The organism is Kitasatospora sp. NPDC058184 (genome assembly GCF_042883725.1).
Taxonomy (GTDB): domain Bacteria; phylum Actinomycetota; class Actinomycetes; order Streptomycetales; family Streptomycetaceae; genus Kitasatospora.
Map to the genome: position 1 here is coordinate 141318 of NZ_JBHVVE010000012.1, position 17084 is coordinate 158401.

Genomic DNA, 17084 nt, shown 5'->3' on the forward strand with positions numbered 1-17084 from the left:
CCTCTTCCTCAGACGCCTGCGGGGTCCACCGAGGTGCCCAGCGCCAGTTCGACCAGGTCCGTGATGTCCATGCCGTCGATCTCGGCCGCCCGGGCCTCCTCGGCGGCCTGCTCCTCGGCGGTGCCGCCGTCGGTGCCGCCGTCGGCCTCCGCCTCGGGCAGCAGCAGCGCCCGCATCCGCTCGGCCAGCGCGCCGGCCGTCGGGTAGTCGAAGACCGCCGTCGCGGGCAGCCGCAGACCGGAGGCCTGGTAGAGCCGGTTGCGCAGCTCCACGGCCGTCACCGAGTCGAACCCGAGCTTGCTGAACGGGAGTTCGGGATCGACCTGCTCGGCCGAGGAGTGCCCGAGCACCCCGGCGATCTGCGCCCGGACCAGGTCGAGCGCGGCACGGCGGCGGTCGGCCCCGGAGAGCGCGGCCAGCCGTTCGGCCAGCCGGCCGCCGTCCTCCCCGGTACGGGACCGGGCGGCGCGCCGCGCGGCTGGCCGGACCAGCGCGCGCAGCAGGTGCGGCACCGGGGTCCGCCCGCGCAGCACCGCGAGGTCGAGCGCGGCCGGCACCACCAGTGGGGCGGGGACGGCCAGCGCCTCGTCGAACAGGGCGAGCCCGTCCCGCTCGGACAGCGGCACCGTGCCGCCCCGGCTCATCCGCTCCAGCTCGGCCTCGCCCAGGTGGCCGGTCATGCCGCTGGGCTGCGCCCACAGGCCCCAGGCCAGCGACTGCGCGGGCCGCCCGGCCGCCCGGCGGCGGGCCGCGAGCGAGTCCAGGTAGGCGTTGGCGGCGGCGTAGTTGCCCTGGCCGGGGCTGCTGAAGGTGGCGGCGGCGGAGGAGAACAGGACGAAGGCGGCCAGGTCCAGCTCCGCGGTCAGCTCGTCCAGGTGCGCGGCGGCGTCGAGCTTGGGCCGCAGCACCCGGGCGAGGGCCTCGGGCGTCAGGGTCTCGACCACGGCGTCGTCGAGGACGCCGGCGGTGTGGACGACGGCGGTGAGGGGGTGGTCGGTGGGGATGTCGGCGAGCAGTGCGGCGAGTCGGTCGCGGTCGGCGGTGTCGCAGGCGGTGACGGTGACGGTGGCGCCGAGGGCGGTGAGTTCGGTGGTGAGCTCGGCGGCGCCGGGGGCGTCGGGGCCGCTGCGGCTGGTGAGCAGCAGGTGGCGGGCGCCGTGGTCGGTGACGAGGTGGCGGGCGAGCAGGGCGCCGAGGGTGCCGGTGCCGCCGGTGACCAGCACCGTTCCGGCCGGGTCGAGCGGACGGAGGTCGGCGGTCGGGGTGGCCCGGACCAGCCGGGGGGCGAACAACTCGCCCTCTCGGACGGCCAGTTGCGGCTCGCCGCTGGCCAGCGCGGCGGGCAGGGTGGCGGCCGCGTCGGCGGTGCCGTCGAGGTCGACCAGGACGAACCGGTCGGGGTGCTCCGCCTGCGCGGAGCGGAGCAGGCCCCAGAGCGGGGCGTGGACCAGGCCGGGCACCGGGTCGCCGGGGGCGGCGGCGACCGCGCCCCCGGTCAGCACGGCCAGCCGCGTCCCGGCGAACCGCTCGTCGGCGAGGAACTCCTGGAGCAGGCCGAGGACTTCACCGGTCACCCGGTGGGCGTCCGCCGGGGACCCGCCGTCGGCCGGCGGCGCGGGCAGGAGCAGGACCTCCGGCCCGCCGGCGGCCCCGGCCAGGGAGTCCAGGTGGTCGAGTCCGGCCAGGCCGTCCAGCCGGAGCCCGGGGACGGCCCGGTCGTCGCCGAGCACCGCCCAGCGCTCGGCCCGCCCGCCGTCGCCCGGCGCGACCCGGGCCCACTCGACCCGGAAGAGCGCGTCCCGCTGCCCGCGCCGGGCGGCCCGCAGCTGACCGGCGGAGATCGTCCGGACGGCCAGCGAGGCCACCGAGGCGACCGGGGCGCCGGTCTCGTCGAACAGGGCCAGCGACACCGAGTCCGGCCCGGTGGGGGAGACCGTCACGCGCAGCGCCGTGGCGCCGGTGCCGTGCAGACGGACGCCGCTCCAGGCGAACGGCAGGCCGTTGCCCTCGGCCGCGCCCTCCCGGCGGGCCAGCCCCATGCCGTGCAGGGCGGCGTCCATCAGCGCGGGGTGCAGGCCGAAGCGGTCCGCGTCGGCGTGCGCCTGCCGCGGCAGCCGGACCTCGGTGTGCACCTGCTCGCCGAGCCGCCAGGCCCGGGTCAGGCCCCGGAACACCGGGCCGTAGCCGTAACCGGCCTGCTCCAGCCGGTCGTAGAAGCCGTCCAGGTCGACGGGGGCGGCGCCGGCCGGCGGCCAGGGCCCGCTCTCGGCGGGAGGCTGGGCGTTGTCGGCGGCGAGCAGACCGCCGGCGTGCCGGGTCCACGGCTCGCCGTGCGGGGCGTCCTGGGGGCGGCCGTAGACGGCCACCGGCCGCAGGCCGGACTCGTCGGCCGCGCCGACCACGGCCTGCAGGACGACGGCGCCGCGCTCGGGGAGGATCAGCGGGACCTCGATGGCCAGGTCCTCGACCAGGCCGCAGCCGACTTCGTCACCGGCGCGGACGGCCAGCTCCACGAAGGCCGTACCGGGCAGCAGGACGGTGCCGGAGACGGCGTGGTCGGCCAGCCACGGGTGACTGCGCAGGGACAGCAGGCCGGTGAGCACCACCCCGTCGCCCTCGGCCAGCGGCAGGGCCGCGCCGAGCAGCGGGTGGTCGGTGGCGCCGAGACCGGCGGCGGTGACGTCCCCGGTGCCGGAGGAGGGCTCCAGCCAGTACCGCTCGTGCTGGAAGGGGTAGGTGGGCAGGTCGACCGGGCGGGCGCCGGCCGAGCGGCCGGAGAGGTCCACCGCCACGCCGCGCACCCAGAGTTCGGCGGCGGAGGCCAGGAAGCGGGCGAGCCCGCCCTGGTCGCGGCGGAGCGTGCCGCAGGCGACGGTGGGGGCGGTCGCCTCGTCCAGGGTCTCCTGGAGTCCGGGGGTGAGGACGGGGTGGGGGCTGATCTCGACGAAGGTGGTGAAGCCCTCGGCGAGCAGGGCGCGGACGGCGGCCTCCAGCTGCACCGGGTGGCGCAGGTTGCGGTACCAGTACGCGGCGTCGAAGGCGGCGGTGTCGGTCCAGCGGCTGTCCAGGGTGGACCAGAACGGGACCTTCGGGGGCCGGGGGCGCAGGTCGGCCAGGGCGGTGAGCAGGTCGTCCTGGATCCGCTCGACGTGGGCGGAGTGGGAGGCGTAGTCGACGGGGACGCGGCGGACGCGGATGCCGTCGGTGGTGAAGCGTTCGACGAGTTCGTCGAGGGCGTCGGCGTCCCCGGCGACGACGGTGGAGCTGGGGCCGTTGACGGCGGCGATGGAGATGCGGTCGTGCCAGGGGGTGAGGTCGATGTCCTGGGCGGGTTGGGCGATGGAGACCATGCCGCCGTTTCCGGCGATGGCGGTGATGGCCTGGGAGCGCAGGGCGACGACGCGGGCGCCGTCCTGGAGGGTGAGGGCGCCGGCGACGGTGGCGGCGGCGATCTCGCCCTGGGAGTGGCCGATGACGGCGTCGGGGTGGATTCCGTACGCCTGCCAGAGGGCGGCGAGGGAGACCATGACGGCCCAGAGGGCGGGTTGGACGACGTCGACCCGGTCGTAGCCGGGTGCGCCCTCGGCGCCGCGCAGGACGTCGATCAGGTTCCAGTCGGTGAACTCGGCGAGGGCGTCGGCGCATTCGGTGATCAGGGCGGCGAACACCGGCTCGCTGTCGAGGAGTTCGACGGCCATCCCGACCCACTGCGAGCCCTGCCCGGGGAACACGAACACCGTCCGGCCGGTGACGTCCGCCGTGCCGGAGTCGAAGTCCCCGAGGGCGTCGTGGAGTTCGGCGGTGGTGGCGCCGACCACCGCCGCGCGGTGGGCGAAGTCGGAGCGGGACGAGGCCAGCGAGGCGGCGAGGTCGGCGGGGACGAGCGCCGGGTCGGCGGCGAGCAGCTCGCGCAGCCGCGCGCCCTGGTCCCGGAGCGCGGCCGGGCTCTTGGCGGAGAAGGCCAGCGGAACCGGGCCGGTCGGCGCGCTCGACGGCTCAGGAGCCTCGTCCGACGGGGCCTCGACCGGCGGGGCCTGCTCCAGTACGACGTGGGCGTTGGTGCCGCTGACGCCGAAGGAGGAGACGCCGGCCCGGCGCGGGCGGCCGGTCTCCGGCCAGGCGCGCGCCTCGGTGAGCAGGTCGACCGACCCGGCCGTCCAGTCCACGTGCGGGGTCGGCTGGTCCACGTGCAGGGTGCGGGGCAGCACGCCGTGCTGCATGGCCAGCACCGTCTTGATCACCCCGGCCACGCCCGCGGCGCACTGGGTGTGGCCGATGTTGGACTTCACCGAGCCCAGCAGCAGCGGGAGTTCGCGCTCCTGGCCGTAGGTGGCGAGCAGCGCCTGGGCCTCGATCGGGTCGCCGAGGGTGGTGCCGGTGCCGTGCGCCTCCACCACGTCGACCTCGGCCGCCGCCAGCCGGGCGTCGGCCAGCGCGTGCCGGATCACCCGCTGCTGGGAGGGGCCGTTGGGGGCGGTCAGGCCGTTGGAGGCACCGTCCTGGTTGACGGCGCTGCCGCGGATCACGCCGAGCACCCGGTGCCCGTTGCGGCGCGCGTCGGAGAGCCGCTCCAGCATCAGCATGCCGACGCCCTCGCTCCACGCGGTGCCGTCGGCGGCGCCCGCGAAGGCCTTGCAGCGGCCGTCCGGGGCCAGCCCCTTCTGCTGGCTGAACAGCACGAACATGCCGGGGTTGGACATCACCGTCACGCCGCCGGCCAGTGCGGTGGTGCACTCGCCCTGGCGCAGCGAGCGGGCGGCCCAGTGCAGTGCGACCAGCGAGGAGGAGCAGGCGGTGTCGACCGAGACCGCCGGGCCCTCCAGGCCGAAGTGGTAGGCGATCCGGCCGGAGGTGACGCTGGAGGTGGTGCCGGTGCCCAGGTACAGGTCCACGCCCTCCGGGATGTCCGAACCGGTGCCGTACAGCTGCGAGGTGGTGCCGACGAAGACGCCGGTCCGGCCGCCGGCCAGCGACTGCGGGTCGATGCCCGCGCGTTCCACGGCCTCCCAGGAGGTCTCCAGCAGCAGCCGCTGCTGCGGGTCCATCGCCAGCGCCTCGTTGGGGCTGATGCCGAAGAAGCCCGCGTCGAAGCCGGCCGCGCCGTCCAGGAAGCCGCCGTGGCGGGTGTAGCTGGTGCCGGCGGCGCCCGGGTCGGGGTCGTACACCGAGTCGAGGTCCCAGCCGCGGTCGGTCGGGAACTCGGAGATCGCGTCGGCCTCGTCGACCAGGAGCCGCCACAGCCCCTCGGGGCTGCGCACGCCGCCGGGGAAGCGGCAGGCCATGCCGATGATCGCGATCGGCTCGTGGCGCTCGTCCTCGAGCTCCTTGAGCCGCCGGTGGGCCTTACGGGTATCGGCCACCGCCCGCTTGAGGTACTCGCGAAGCTGGTCTTCGTTGGCCATCTCAGATCACTTTCCTGCGGCGGAGTGGTGGCTGCCGGGGTCGTCCGGCTCCGGGGCGGGGCGCGGCCGCGTCCGGGCGTGTCCGGGGCCGCCGGGCCGTGCCCCGGAGGGGGCCGGCCCGGCGGCGCGGGGGGTTCCTGGATCAGTCCAGGGAGTCGACGAGGGCGAAGAGCTCGTCGTCGGAGGCGGCGTCGAGGTCGCTGTCGTCCCCGGCCAGGCCGGCCGCGGAGGCGGCCGGGCCGTCCAGGCGGTCGAGCAGGGCCCGCAGGCGCGGCGACAGGCCGTCGAGCGCGTGGCCGTCCGCCAGCCGCCGCTCCAGGGCGGCCTCCAGCCGGTCCAGCTCGGCGAGGACGGGCTCCTCCCGCGGTGCTCCCTCCCGGGGCAGCCGCCCGTCGAGGAAGCCGGCCAGCGCGGCCGGGGTCGGGTAGTCGAACACCAGGGTGGCCGGCAGCCGCAGCCCGGTCGCCTCGTGCAGCCGGCTGCGCAGCTCCACGGCGGTCAGCGAGTCGAAGCCGATCTCCTTGAACGCCCGGGTGGCCTGAACGGACTCCGCCGAGGCGTGTCCGAGTACGTCGGCCACCTGGGTGCGCACCAGGTCGAGCAGGGCCCGGGTCCGGTGCTCCCCGGTGAGGCCGGCGATCCGGCGGGCCGGGTCCTGGCCGGCGCCGGTCTCGGCGGCCCGCCGGCCGGTGGCGCGGACCAGGCCGCGCAGCATCGGCGGCACCTCGCCGCCCCGGAAGGCGGCCGGGTTCAGCCGGACCGCGACGGCCAGCGGGTCGGCGCCGGACCGGGCGGCGTCGAACAGCTCCAGGCCCTGCTCCGCCTGGAGCGGCGCCATCCCGCCGCGGGCCAGCCGGCCGAGGTCGGCCCTGCCGAGCCCGCCCGCCATGCCGGCGTGCGCCAGGTCGTCGAGCTGCCACGGGCCCCAGGCGATCGCGGTGCCCGGCAGGCCGTCGGCGCGGCGGCTGCGGGCGAGCGCGTCCAGGAAGGTGTTGGCGGCGGCGTAGCCGGCCTGTCCGGCGGCGCCGAGCACCCCGGCGACGGAGGAGAACAGGACGAAGGCGTCCAGGTCCCGGTCGGCCGTCAGCTCGTGCAGGTTGACCGCGCCGTCGACCTTGGGGCGCAGGACGGTGGCGACCCGCTCGGGGGTGAGCGCGTCGAGCACGCCGTCGTCGAGCACCCCGGCGGTGTGCACCACGGCGGTGACGTCGTGCGCGGAGAGCAGCGCCGCCAGGGCCGTCCGGTCGGCCGCGTCGCAGGCGGCGAGGGTGACCTCGGCGCCGAGCGCGGTGAGTGCGGCGGTGAGCTCGTCCGCGCCCTCGGCCCGGGGGCCGCCGCGGCTGGTGAGCAGCAGGCGGCGGACGCCGTGCGCGGTGACCAGGTGGCGGGCGACCAGCCGGCCGAGCGCACCGGTGGCTCCGGTGACCAGGACCGTGCCGTCCGGGCGCAGGGCCGGGGCGGTGGCGTCGTCGGTCGCGTCGGCGCCGGCGCCGGCCCGGGCCAGCCGGGGCGCGGAGACCGTGCCCCGGCGGACGACCAGCTGGGGCTCGTCGGTGGCCAGCGCGGCGGGCAGGACGGCGGCGGAGGCCTCGTCCCCGTCCAGGTCGACCAGGACGAACCGGCCGGGGTGCTCGGCCTGGGCCGAGCGGACCAGGCCCCAGAGCGGGGCGTGCGCGAGGTCCCGGAGGTCGGCCCCGGCCGCGTGCCGGGTGACGAACACCAGCCGGGAGTCGGCGAACCGCTGGTCGGCGAGCCACTCCTGGAGGAGGGTCAGCGCCCGGCCGGTGGCGGCGTGCACCCGCTCGGCGAGCGGGCCCTCGCCCCCGGCCGTCCAGGGCACCAGGACGGTGTGCGGGGCGGCCGCGCCGAAGGCGGCCAGGTCCGGCCGGCCCGGCAGGCCGAAGGCCGGCTCGCCGAGCACGGCCCAGTCGGCCGTGGCCGGGGCCGCCGGGAGCCGCAGCTCGGCCGGCTCGACCCGGTAGAGCGCGTCCCGGCCGCCCGTACCGGCCCCGGTGATCGCCTCCGGCGAGACCGGGCGCATCACCAGGGACTCCACCGAGGCGACCGGCGCACCGGTGGCGTCGGCGATGGCGAAGGCCACCCCGCCGGTGCGGGCCGGGGTGAGCCGGGCCCGGACGGCGGCGGCGCCGGAGGCGTACAGCTCGACGCCCGTCCAGGCGAAGGGCAGCCGGCCGTGCGGGGCCTCGTCGGTGGAGATCCGCTCCAGCAGGGTGGAGGCGGCCATCGCCTGGAGCACCGCGTCGAACATGCCGGGGTGGATGCCGAACCGGGCGGCCGCCGTACGGCCCTCCTCGGGCAGTGCGACCTCGGCGAAGACCTCGTCCCCGCGCCGCCAGAGCGCCGTCAGGCCGGCGAACAGCGGCCCGTAGGCGAAGCCGGTCTCGGTGGCCCGCCGGTAGAAGCCGGTCAGGTCGACCTGCTCCGCGCCGGCCGGCGGCCAGGCCCGGAGGTCGAAGTCCGGGGCGCCGGCGCCGGTGCCGAGCACGGCGTCGGCGTGGTGGGTCCACTCGCCCTCGGGGGCGTCCTCCGGCCGCGAGTGCACGGCCAGCGGGCGCCGGCCCGCGGCGTCGGCCGGGCCGACCCGCAGCTGGAGCAGCACGCTGCCGGTGCGCGGCAGGACCAGCGGCGCGAGGTGGGTGATCTCCTCGACCCGGTCGCAGCCCACCTGCTCGGCGGCGTGCAGGGCCAGCTCGGCGTAGGCGACGCCGGGGACGACGGTGCGGCCCATCACCCCGTGCTCGGCGATCCACGGGTGGGTCCGCTCGGAGAGCGAACCGGTGAACAGGAAGCCCGTGCCGTCGGCCAGTTCGGCCATCGCGCCGAGCATCGGGTGCTCCGGCGAGCCGAGTCCGGCCCCGGCCAGGCCGACCGGGCCCCCGTCGTCCTCCAGCCAGTACCGCTCGCGCTGGAAGGCGTAGGTGGGCAGCTCGGTCCGGCGGGCGCCGGGCAGCAGCCGCGACCAGTCGACCGCGGCGCCGCGCAGCCGCAGCGCGGCCAGCGCCTCGACCAGGGACTGCTCCTCGGGCCGGTCCCGGCGCTGGGCGGCGATCAGCGCGAACCCGGAGCCGGGCAGGCTCTCCCGGCCGGCCGCGGTGAGCACCGCGTCCGGGCCCAGCTCCAGGAAGGTGGTGACGCCCCGCTCGGCGAGCGCGAGCAGCGTGTCGTGGAAGCGGACGGCCTCGCGGACGTGCCGCACCCAGTACTCGGGGTCGGTGGCCTCGGCCGGCAGCGGGATCCGCGGCTGGTGGTAGGTCAGCGACTCGGCGACGGCGCGGAACTCCGCCAGCATCGGGTCCATCAGCGGGGAGTGGAAGGCGTGGCTGACCCGCAGCCGCCGGGTGCTGCGCCCGCGCTCGGCGAGCGCGGCGGCGACGGCCAGCACCGGCTCCTCCGGCCCGGCGATCACCACGGCCTCGGGGCCGTTCACCGCGGCCAGCGAGACCTGCCCGGTGAGCAGCGGCCGGACCTCCTCCTCGGTGGCGCGGACCGCCACCATCGCACCGCCGGCGGGCAGTTGCTCCATCAGTCGGCCGCGGGCGGCGACCAGCGCGGCCGCGTCGGCCAGCGACAGCACCCCGGCGACGTGGGCCGCGGCCAGTTCGCCGACCGAGTGGCCGGTGACGAAGTCCGGCCGCGCGCCGAAGGATTCGACCAGGCGGTAGAGGGCGACCTCGACGGCGAACAGGGCGGGCTGGGTCCAGCCGGTCCGGTCGAGCAGCTCGCCCTGCTGGAACACCACCTCGCGCAGCGGCCGCTCCAGGTGCCGGTCCAGCTCGGCGCAGACGGCGTCGAAGGCGTTCGCGAACTCCGGGTAGGTGTCGTACAACTCCCGGCCCATGCCGGGGCGTTGGGCGCCCTGGCCGGTGAAGAGGAAGGCGGTCTTCCCGGTCGCGGCGGTGCCGCGCGGGCCGCGGCCGGCGGCCAGGGCCGCCAGGCCGTCCAGCAGGCCCTCGCGGTCCCGGGCGACCACCGCGCCGCGGTGCGGCAGCGCCGCCCGGGCGGCGGTCAGCGAGTGGGCGAGGTCCGGCAGGACGGCCTCCGGGCGCTCGGCCAGGAAGGCGGCCAGCCGCTCGGCCTGGGCGGAAAGCGCCTGCTCGGAGCGGGCCGAGAGGAGGAACGGCAGGGCGCCGTGCCCGGTCGGGGCGGCCGGCGGGGGCTGCTCCTCGGGGGCCTGCTCGACGATGACGTGGGCGTTGGTGCCGCTGATCCCGAAGGAGGAGACGCCGGCCCGGCGCGGGCGGCCGGTCTGCGGCCACTCCCGCTCCTCGGTGAGCAGCTCGACCGATCCGGCCGTCCAGTCGACGTGCGGGGTGGGATCGTCCACGTGCAGGGTGCGGGGGAGCACCCCGTGGTGCATGGCCAGCACCATCTTGATGATGCCGCCGACCCCGGCCGCGGCCTGGGAGTGCCCGATGTTGGACTTCAACGAGCCCAGATGGAGCGGCAGTTCGCGGCCCTGGCCGTAGGTGGCGAGCAGGGCGTTGGCCTCGATCGGGTCGCCGAGCCGGGTGCCGGTGCCGTGCGCCTCGACGGCGTCGACCTCGGCCGGAGCCAGGCCGGCGGCGGCCAGCGCCTCGCGGATCACCCGCTCCTGGGCGGGTCCGTTGGGCGCGGTGAGGCCGTTGGAGGCGCCGTCCTGGTTGATCGCGGTGGCCCGGACGACCGCCAGCACCGGGTGCCCGTTGCGGCGGGCGTCCGACAGTCGCTCGACCAGCAGCACGCCCACGCCCTCGGCGAAGCCCGTACCGTCGGCGGAGGCGGCGAAGGCCTTGCAGCGGCCGTCCGCCGACATGCCGCCCTGGCGGTCGAACTCGGCGAACAGGCCGGGCGTCGACATCACGGCCACACCGCCGGCCAGCGCCAGGTCGCACTCGCCGCGGCGCAGCGCGGCCGCCGCCAGGTGCAGCGCCACCAGCGAGGAGGAGCAGGCGGTGTCCACGGTGATCGCCGGGCCTTCGAGCCCGAAGGTGTACGCCACCCGGCCGGAGATCACGCTGGCCGCGCTGCCGTTGCCCAGGTAGCCCTCGACCTCGCCGGGGACGCGGCGCAGCCGCGAGGCGTAGTCCTGGCCGCTGGTGCCGGTGAACACGCCGACCCGGGTGCCGTGCACCGAGGCCGGGTCGATGCCGGCCCGCTCGAAGGCCTCCCAGGAGGTCTCCAGCAGCAGCCGCTGCTGCGGGTCCATGGCGAGCGCCTCGCGCGGGCTGATCCCGAAGAAGGCCGCGTCGAACTCGGCCGCGTCGTGCAGGAACCCGCCCTGGCCGCCGGGCTCCCAGCCGCGGTCGGCCGGGAAGCCGGTCAGCGCGTCGCCGCCGGCCCGCAGCAGCCGCCACAGGTCCTCGGGCGAGCCGACCCCGCCGGGGTAGCGGCAGCCCATCGCGACGATCGCGATGGTGTCCTGGTCGCCGTCCCGGGCCGTCGCGCCGGTGGCCGCGGCCGGTCCCGCGGTCGCCGGGGCCTGCTCGTCGAGCAGCCGGGCGCGCAGGTGGCGGCCGAGCGCGGTCGGGCTCGGATGGTCGAAGACCAGGGTGGCGGGCAGGCGCAGCCCGGTCGCGGTGCCGAGCCGGTTGCGCAGCTCCACCGCCGTCAGCGAGTCGAAGCCGAGGTCCTTGAACGCGCGGTCCGCGTCGATCGCCTCCGCCGAGCCGTGCCCGAGCACCGAGGCCGCGTGGCCGCGGACCAGGTCCAGCAGCAGCTCCGTACGGTCCGCCTCGGGGAGGGCGGCCAGCCTGCGGGTCAGCGCCGAGCCGCTCGGCCCGGACACCGCCTCGGCCTTGCGCCGGGCCGGGGCCCGGAGCAGGCCGCGCAGCAGCGCCGGGACGGGGCCCCGGCCGCGCCGGGCGGACAGGTCGAGGTCGGCGGGCAGCAGCAGCGGCTCGTCCAGCAGGGCGGCCGCGTCGTACAGGGCCATGCCGAGCTCCGAGCCGAGCGGGGTCATGCCGCCCTCGCTCATCCGCTCGACGTCCCGGGCGTCCAGGTGCCCGGTCATGCTGCTGCGCTGCTCCCACAGGCCCCAGGCGAGTGCGGAGCCGGCCAGGCCGCGGGCCCGGCGGTGCTGGGCGAGGGCGTCCAGGAAGGTGTTGGCGGCGGCGTAGCCGCCCTGGCCCGCGCCGCCGAGCACACCGGCGGCGGAGGAGAACAGGACGAAGCAGGCCAGGTCCCGGTCGAGCGTCAGCTCGTGCAGGTTGAGCGCGCCGTCGACCTTGGGCCGCAGCACCGCGTCGATCCGCTCCGGGGTGAGCGAGCCGATCACGCCGTCGTCGAGCACCCCGGCGGTGTGCACCACGCCGGTGAGCGGGTGCGCGGCGGGGATGTCCGCGAGGACGGCGGCCAGCCGGTCGCGGTCGGCGGCGTCGCAGGCGGCGACGGTCACGGTGGCGCCGAGGGCGCGGAGTTCGGCGGTGAGTCCGGCCGCGCCGGGGGCGTCGGGGCCGGTCCGGCTGGTGAGCAGCAGGTGGCGGACGCCGTGCTCGGTGACCAGGTGGCGGGCGAGCAGGGCGCCGAGGGTGCCGGTGCCGCCGGTGATCAGCAGGGTGCCGTCCGGGTCGGGGGCGGGCGGCACGGTCAGCACGACCTTGCCGGTGTGCCGGGCCTGGCTGACGTACCGGAAGGCGTCGACCGAGCGGCGGACGTCCCAGGTGGTGATCGGCAGCGGCCGCAGCACGCCGGCCTCGAACAGGTCGACCAGCTCGGCGAGCATCGCGGCGATCCGCTCCGGGCCGGCCTCGAACAGCTCGAAGGCGCGGTAGGCGACGCCGGGGTGCCGGTCGGCGACCTCCTCGGCGTCCCGGATGTCGGTCTTGCCCATCTCGACGAACCGGCCGCCGCGGGGCAGCAGGCCGAGCGAGGTGTCGACGAACTCCCCGGCGAGGGCGTTGAGCACGACGTCCACGCCGCGCCCGCCGGTGGCCGCCAGGAACTCGCGGCCGAAGTCCAGCGTGCGGGAGCCGGCCAGGTGGGCGTCGTCCAGGCCGAGCGGCCGCAGCGCGTCCCACTTGCCCTGGCTGGCGGTGCCGTACACCTCGGCGCCCAGGTGGCGGGCGAGCTGGACGGCGGCCATGCCCACGCCGCCGGCGGCGGCGTGCACCAGGACGGACTCGCCGGGGCGCAGCCCGGCCAGGTCCTTCAGCGCGTAGTAGGCGGTGAGGAAGACGATCGGGGTGGACGCGGCCTCGGTGAAGTCCCAGCCGCGGGGGATCCGGACCAGCAGCCGGTGGTCGGTGACGGCGGTGGTGCCGAAGGAGCCGGCGAACATGCCCATCACCCGGTCGCCGGGGGCGAGCGCGGTGACGTCCCCGGCGACCTCCAGGACGACGCCGGCGCCCTCGTTGCCGAGCAGGCCGGCCTGGCCGGGGTACATGCCGAGCGCGTTGAGCACGTCGCGGAAGTTGAGGCCGCCGGCCCGCAGGGCGACCCGGACGTGGCCGGGGGCGAGCGGCTCCAGGGTGTCCGGACAGGCGGCCAGGACGAGGTTGTCCAGGGTGCCGCGCCCGGTGGTGTCCAGCCGCCAGGGCTCGCCGGCGGGCGGGGTGAGCGCGCCGGAGGTGGCCGCGCGGGCCAGCCGGGCGGCCAGCACCGTGCCCTCGCGCAGGGCGAGTTGGGGCTCTCCGGTGGCGAGGGCGGCGGGCAGCGCGGCGGCCGAGGCGGCGGTGCCGTCCAGGTCGACCAGGACGATCCGGTCCGGGTTCTCGGACTGCGCGGAGCGGACCAGGCCCCAGAGCGGGGCGCAGGCCAGGGCGGTGACGGCCTCGCCGGGGTGGGCGGCGACGGCGCCGCTGGTGGCCAGGACCAGGCGGGACCCCGCGAAGCGGTCCTCGGCCAGCCAGGCCTGCAGCAGCTTCAGCACCCGGTGGGTGACGGCGCGGGCCTGCTCGGCGGTGCCGCCGTCGGCCGGCGCGTCGACCGGCACCAGGACGGTGGCCGGCACCTCGGCGGGCAGCGCGTCCAGGCCGTCGGTCCGGTACGGCTCGACGGTGTCCTCGGGCAGCGGGACGGCGGTCCAGTCGATCCGGAACAGCGAGTCGGGGGTGGCGGGCCGGGCGGCCGTGCCGGCGGCGCCGATCGGGCGCAGCACGAAGGAGTCGGCGGTGGCCACCGGGGCGCCGGACCGGTCGGCGACCAGCAGCGAGACGCTGTCCCGGCCGGTGCGGCTGAGCCGCACGCGCAGCTCGGCCGCGCCGGAGGCGTGCAGGGTCACCCCGCTCCAGGCGAACGGCAGCAGGTTCAGGCCCTCGCCGCCGTCCACGGCGCAGCCCAGCGCGTGCAGGGCGGCGTCCAGCAGCGCCGGGTGCAGCCCGAAGCGCTCGGCCCGGGAGCGCTGCTCCTCGGGCAGCCGGACCTCGGCGTAGATGTCGTCGCCGTCCAGCCAGGCGGCCCGCAGACCGCGGAATGCCGGGCCGTAGCCGAGACCGCCCGCGGCCAGCCGCTCGTAGTAGCCGTCCAGGTCGACGGCGGTGGCGCCGGCCGGCGGCCACGCCGTCAGGTCCTCGGCGACGGCCGGCGCGGCGGCCTGGGCGAGCCAGCCGCTGGCGTGCCGGACCCAGGGCGCGTCCAGCGGCGCGTCCTCCCGGAGGGAGTGGACGGTGACCTCGCGCCGGCCGCTCTCGTCGGCCGGGCCGACCCGCACCTGGAGGGCGATCCCGCCGGTCTCCGGGAGCACCAGCGGGCTCTCCAGGGTGAGTTCGTCGACCCGGTCGCAGCCGGCCTGGTCGCCCGCGTGGACGAGCAGGTCGAGGAAGGCGGTGCCCGGCAGCAGGACCGAGCCGAGCACGGCGTGGTCGGCCAGCCAGGGGTGGGTGCGCAGCGAGAGCCGGCCGGTGAGCAGCAGGCCGTCGTCGTCGGCGAGGGTGAGCGAGGCGCCGAGCAGCGGGTGGTCGGCGGAGCCGAGGCCGAGGTCGACGGCGTCCCCGTTGGAGGCGGTGGCCTCCAGCCAGTACCGCTCGTGCTGGAAGGGGTAGGTGGGCAGGTCGGTCCGCCGCGCGCCGGGGAAGACGGCCGGCCAGTCGACCGTGCGCCCCCGGACGTGCAGGGCGGCGAGCGCCGAACGGAACCGGGCGGGGCCGCCGTGGTCGCGGCGCAGGGTGCCGGCCGCGACGGCGGTGGCCTCGGTGGCGTCCAGGGTGTCCTGCACGGCGGAGGCGAGCACCGGGTGCGGGCTGACCTCGACGAAGAAGGCGTGGCCGTCGGCGGCGAGGGCGCGGACGGCCTCCTCCAGCCGGACGGTCCGGCGCAGGTTGCGGTACCAGTACGCGGCGTCCAGCCGGACGGTGTCCAGCCAGGCGTCGTCCACGGTCGAGTAGAACGGCACCTCGGAGGTCCGGGGGGCGACGGGCGCGAGCAGGGTGAGCAGCTCGTCCTGGATCCGCTCGACGTGGGCGGAGTGCGAGGCGTAGTCGACGGGGACGCGGCGGGCGTGGACGCCCCGGGCGTCGAGGGCGGCCTGGAGCTCGTCCAGGGCGTCGGCGTCCCCGGCCACGACCGTGGAGGAGGGGCCGTTGACGGCGGCGACGGAGATCCGGTCCTGCCAGGGGGTGAGGTCGATCTCCCCGGCGGGCTGGGCGACGGAGACCATGCCACCGGCTCCGGCGATGGCGGTGATGGCCTGGGAGCGCAGGGCCACGACCCGGGCGCCGTCCTGGAGGGTGAGCGCGCCGGCGACGGTGGCGGCGGCGATCTCGCCCTGGGAGTGGCCGATGACGGCGTCGGGCTCGATGCCGTACGCCTGCCAGAGCGCGGCGAGGGAGACCATGACGGCCCACAGCGCGGGCTGGACGACGTCCACCCGGTCGTAGCCGGGTGCGCCCTCGGTGCCGCGCAGGACGTCGATCAGCTTCCAGTCGGTGAACTCGGCCAGGGCGTCGGCGCATTCGGTGATCCGCGCGGCGAACACCGGCTCGCTGTCGAGGAGTTCGACGGCCATCCCGACCCACTGCGAGCCCTGGCCGGGGAAGACGAAGACGGTCTTGCCGGTCACGTCGGCCGTGCCGGAGACCAGTCGGGCGGGCTCCTCGCCGGCCGCGAACGCCTCCAGGGCGGCGGCCAGTTCGGCGCCGTCCGCGGCGACCACGGCCGCGCGGTGGGCGAACTGCGTGCGGGAGACGGCGAGGGAGAGGCCGAGGTCGGCCGAGGCGGCCTCGGTGTCCAGGTGGTCGCGCAGGCGGCGGGCCTGGTCGCGCAGGGCCTGGTCGGTCTTGGCGGAGAGGAGGAAGGGGAGCGCGCCCGGTGCGGGAGCCTCCTCGGCGGGCACCTCGTCGGCGGGCTGCTCCTCGGGGGCCTGTTCGAGGATGACGTGGGCGTTGGTGCCGCTGACGCCGAAGGAGGAGACACCGGCCCGGCGCGGGCGGCCGGTCTCCGGCCACTCCCGGGCCTCGGTGAGCAGCTCCACCGCGCCCGCCGACCAGTCCACCTGCGAGGACGGCGCGTCCACGTGCAGGGTCCGCGGCAGCAGACCGTGCCGCATGGCCAGCACCATCTTCATCACGCCGGCCACGCCGGCGGCGGCCTGGGTGTGGCCGATGTTGGACTTCACCGAGCCCAGCAGCAGCGGCCGTTCGCGGTCCTGCCCGTAGGTGGCCAGCAGGGCCTGGGCCTCGATCGGGTCGCCGAGCCGGGTGCCGGTGCCGTGCGCCTCGACGGCGTCCACGTCGGTGGTGGAGAGCCGGGCGTTCTCCAGGGCCTGGCGGACGACCCGCTGCTGGGAGGGGCCGTTGGGGGCGGTCAGACCGCTGGACGCGCCGTCCTGGTTGACGGCGCTGCCGCGGACCACCGCGAGCACCGGGTGCCCGTTGCGGCGGGCGTCGGAGAGCCGCTCCAGCAGCAGCATGCCGGCGCCCTCGCCCCAGCCGGTGCCGTCCGCGGCCTCGGCGAACGCCTTGCAGCGCCCGTCCGAGGCGAGCCCGCGCTGCTTGGAGAACTCCACGAAGGACAGCGGGGTCGACATCACCGTGACCCCGCCCGCCAGGGCGAGCGAGCACTCGCCCTGGCGGAGCGCCTGGACGGCGAGGTGGAGGGAGACCAGCGAGGCGGAGCAGGCGGTGTCCACGGTGACCGCCGGGCCCTCGAGGCCGAAGGTGTAGGAGATGCGGCCGGAGACCACGCTGGCGCCGATGCCGGTCGCCAGGTACCCCTCGGCCGCCTCCGGCGCCCTGGTCACCAGCGCCGCGTAGTCCTGCCCGTTGGTGCCGGCGAAGACGCCGGTCCGGCTGCCGCGCAGCGACCGCGGGTCGATGCCGGCCCGCTCGAAGGCCTCCCAGGAGGTCTCCAGCAGCAGCCGCTGCTGCGGGTCCATGACCAGCGCCTCGCGCGGGCTGATCCCGAAGAACCCCGCGTCGAACCGCGAGGCCCCGTACAGGAACGCGCCCTCGCGGACGTACGAGGCGCCGGTGCCGTCGGCGTTGCCGCCGAGCAGCCGGTCGGTGTCCCAGCCGCGGTCGGCGGGGAACCCGCCGACCGCGTCACGGCCGTCGGCGAGCAGCCGCCACAGCTCCTCGGGTGTCCCGACGTCGCCGGGGAAGCGGCAGCTCATCGCGACGATCGCGATCGGCTCGTGCTCCGCGGCCTCCAGCTCGCGGACCCGCTGACGCGTCCGCCGCAGGTCTGCGGTCACCTTCTTGAGGTAATCGACGACCTTGTCATCCGTCGGCATTGCACACCTTCCAGGCA

2 protein-coding genes are annotated in these 17084 nt (G+C 77.1%); both read right to left on the minus strand.

Features of this window, described 5'->3' with window-relative positions:
• Positions 1-8 precede the first annotated feature (8 nt).
• Positions 9-5402: a type I polyketide synthase gene (locus tag ACFVXH_RS23435; protein WP_387826838.1), complete on the minus strand. Its 5394-nt coding sequence runs from the start codon at positions 5400-5402 to the stop codon at positions 9-11.
• 142 nt (positions 5403-5544) lie between these two features.
• Positions 5545-17067 carry an SDR family NAD(P)-dependent oxidoreductase gene (locus ACFVXH_RS23440; protein ID WP_387826841.1) on the minus strand — a complete coding sequence of 3841 codons (11523 nt, stop codon included), beginning with the start codon at positions 17065-17067 and terminating at the stop codon, positions 5545-5547.
• Between the last annotated feature and the right edge of the window lie 17 nt (positions 17068-17084).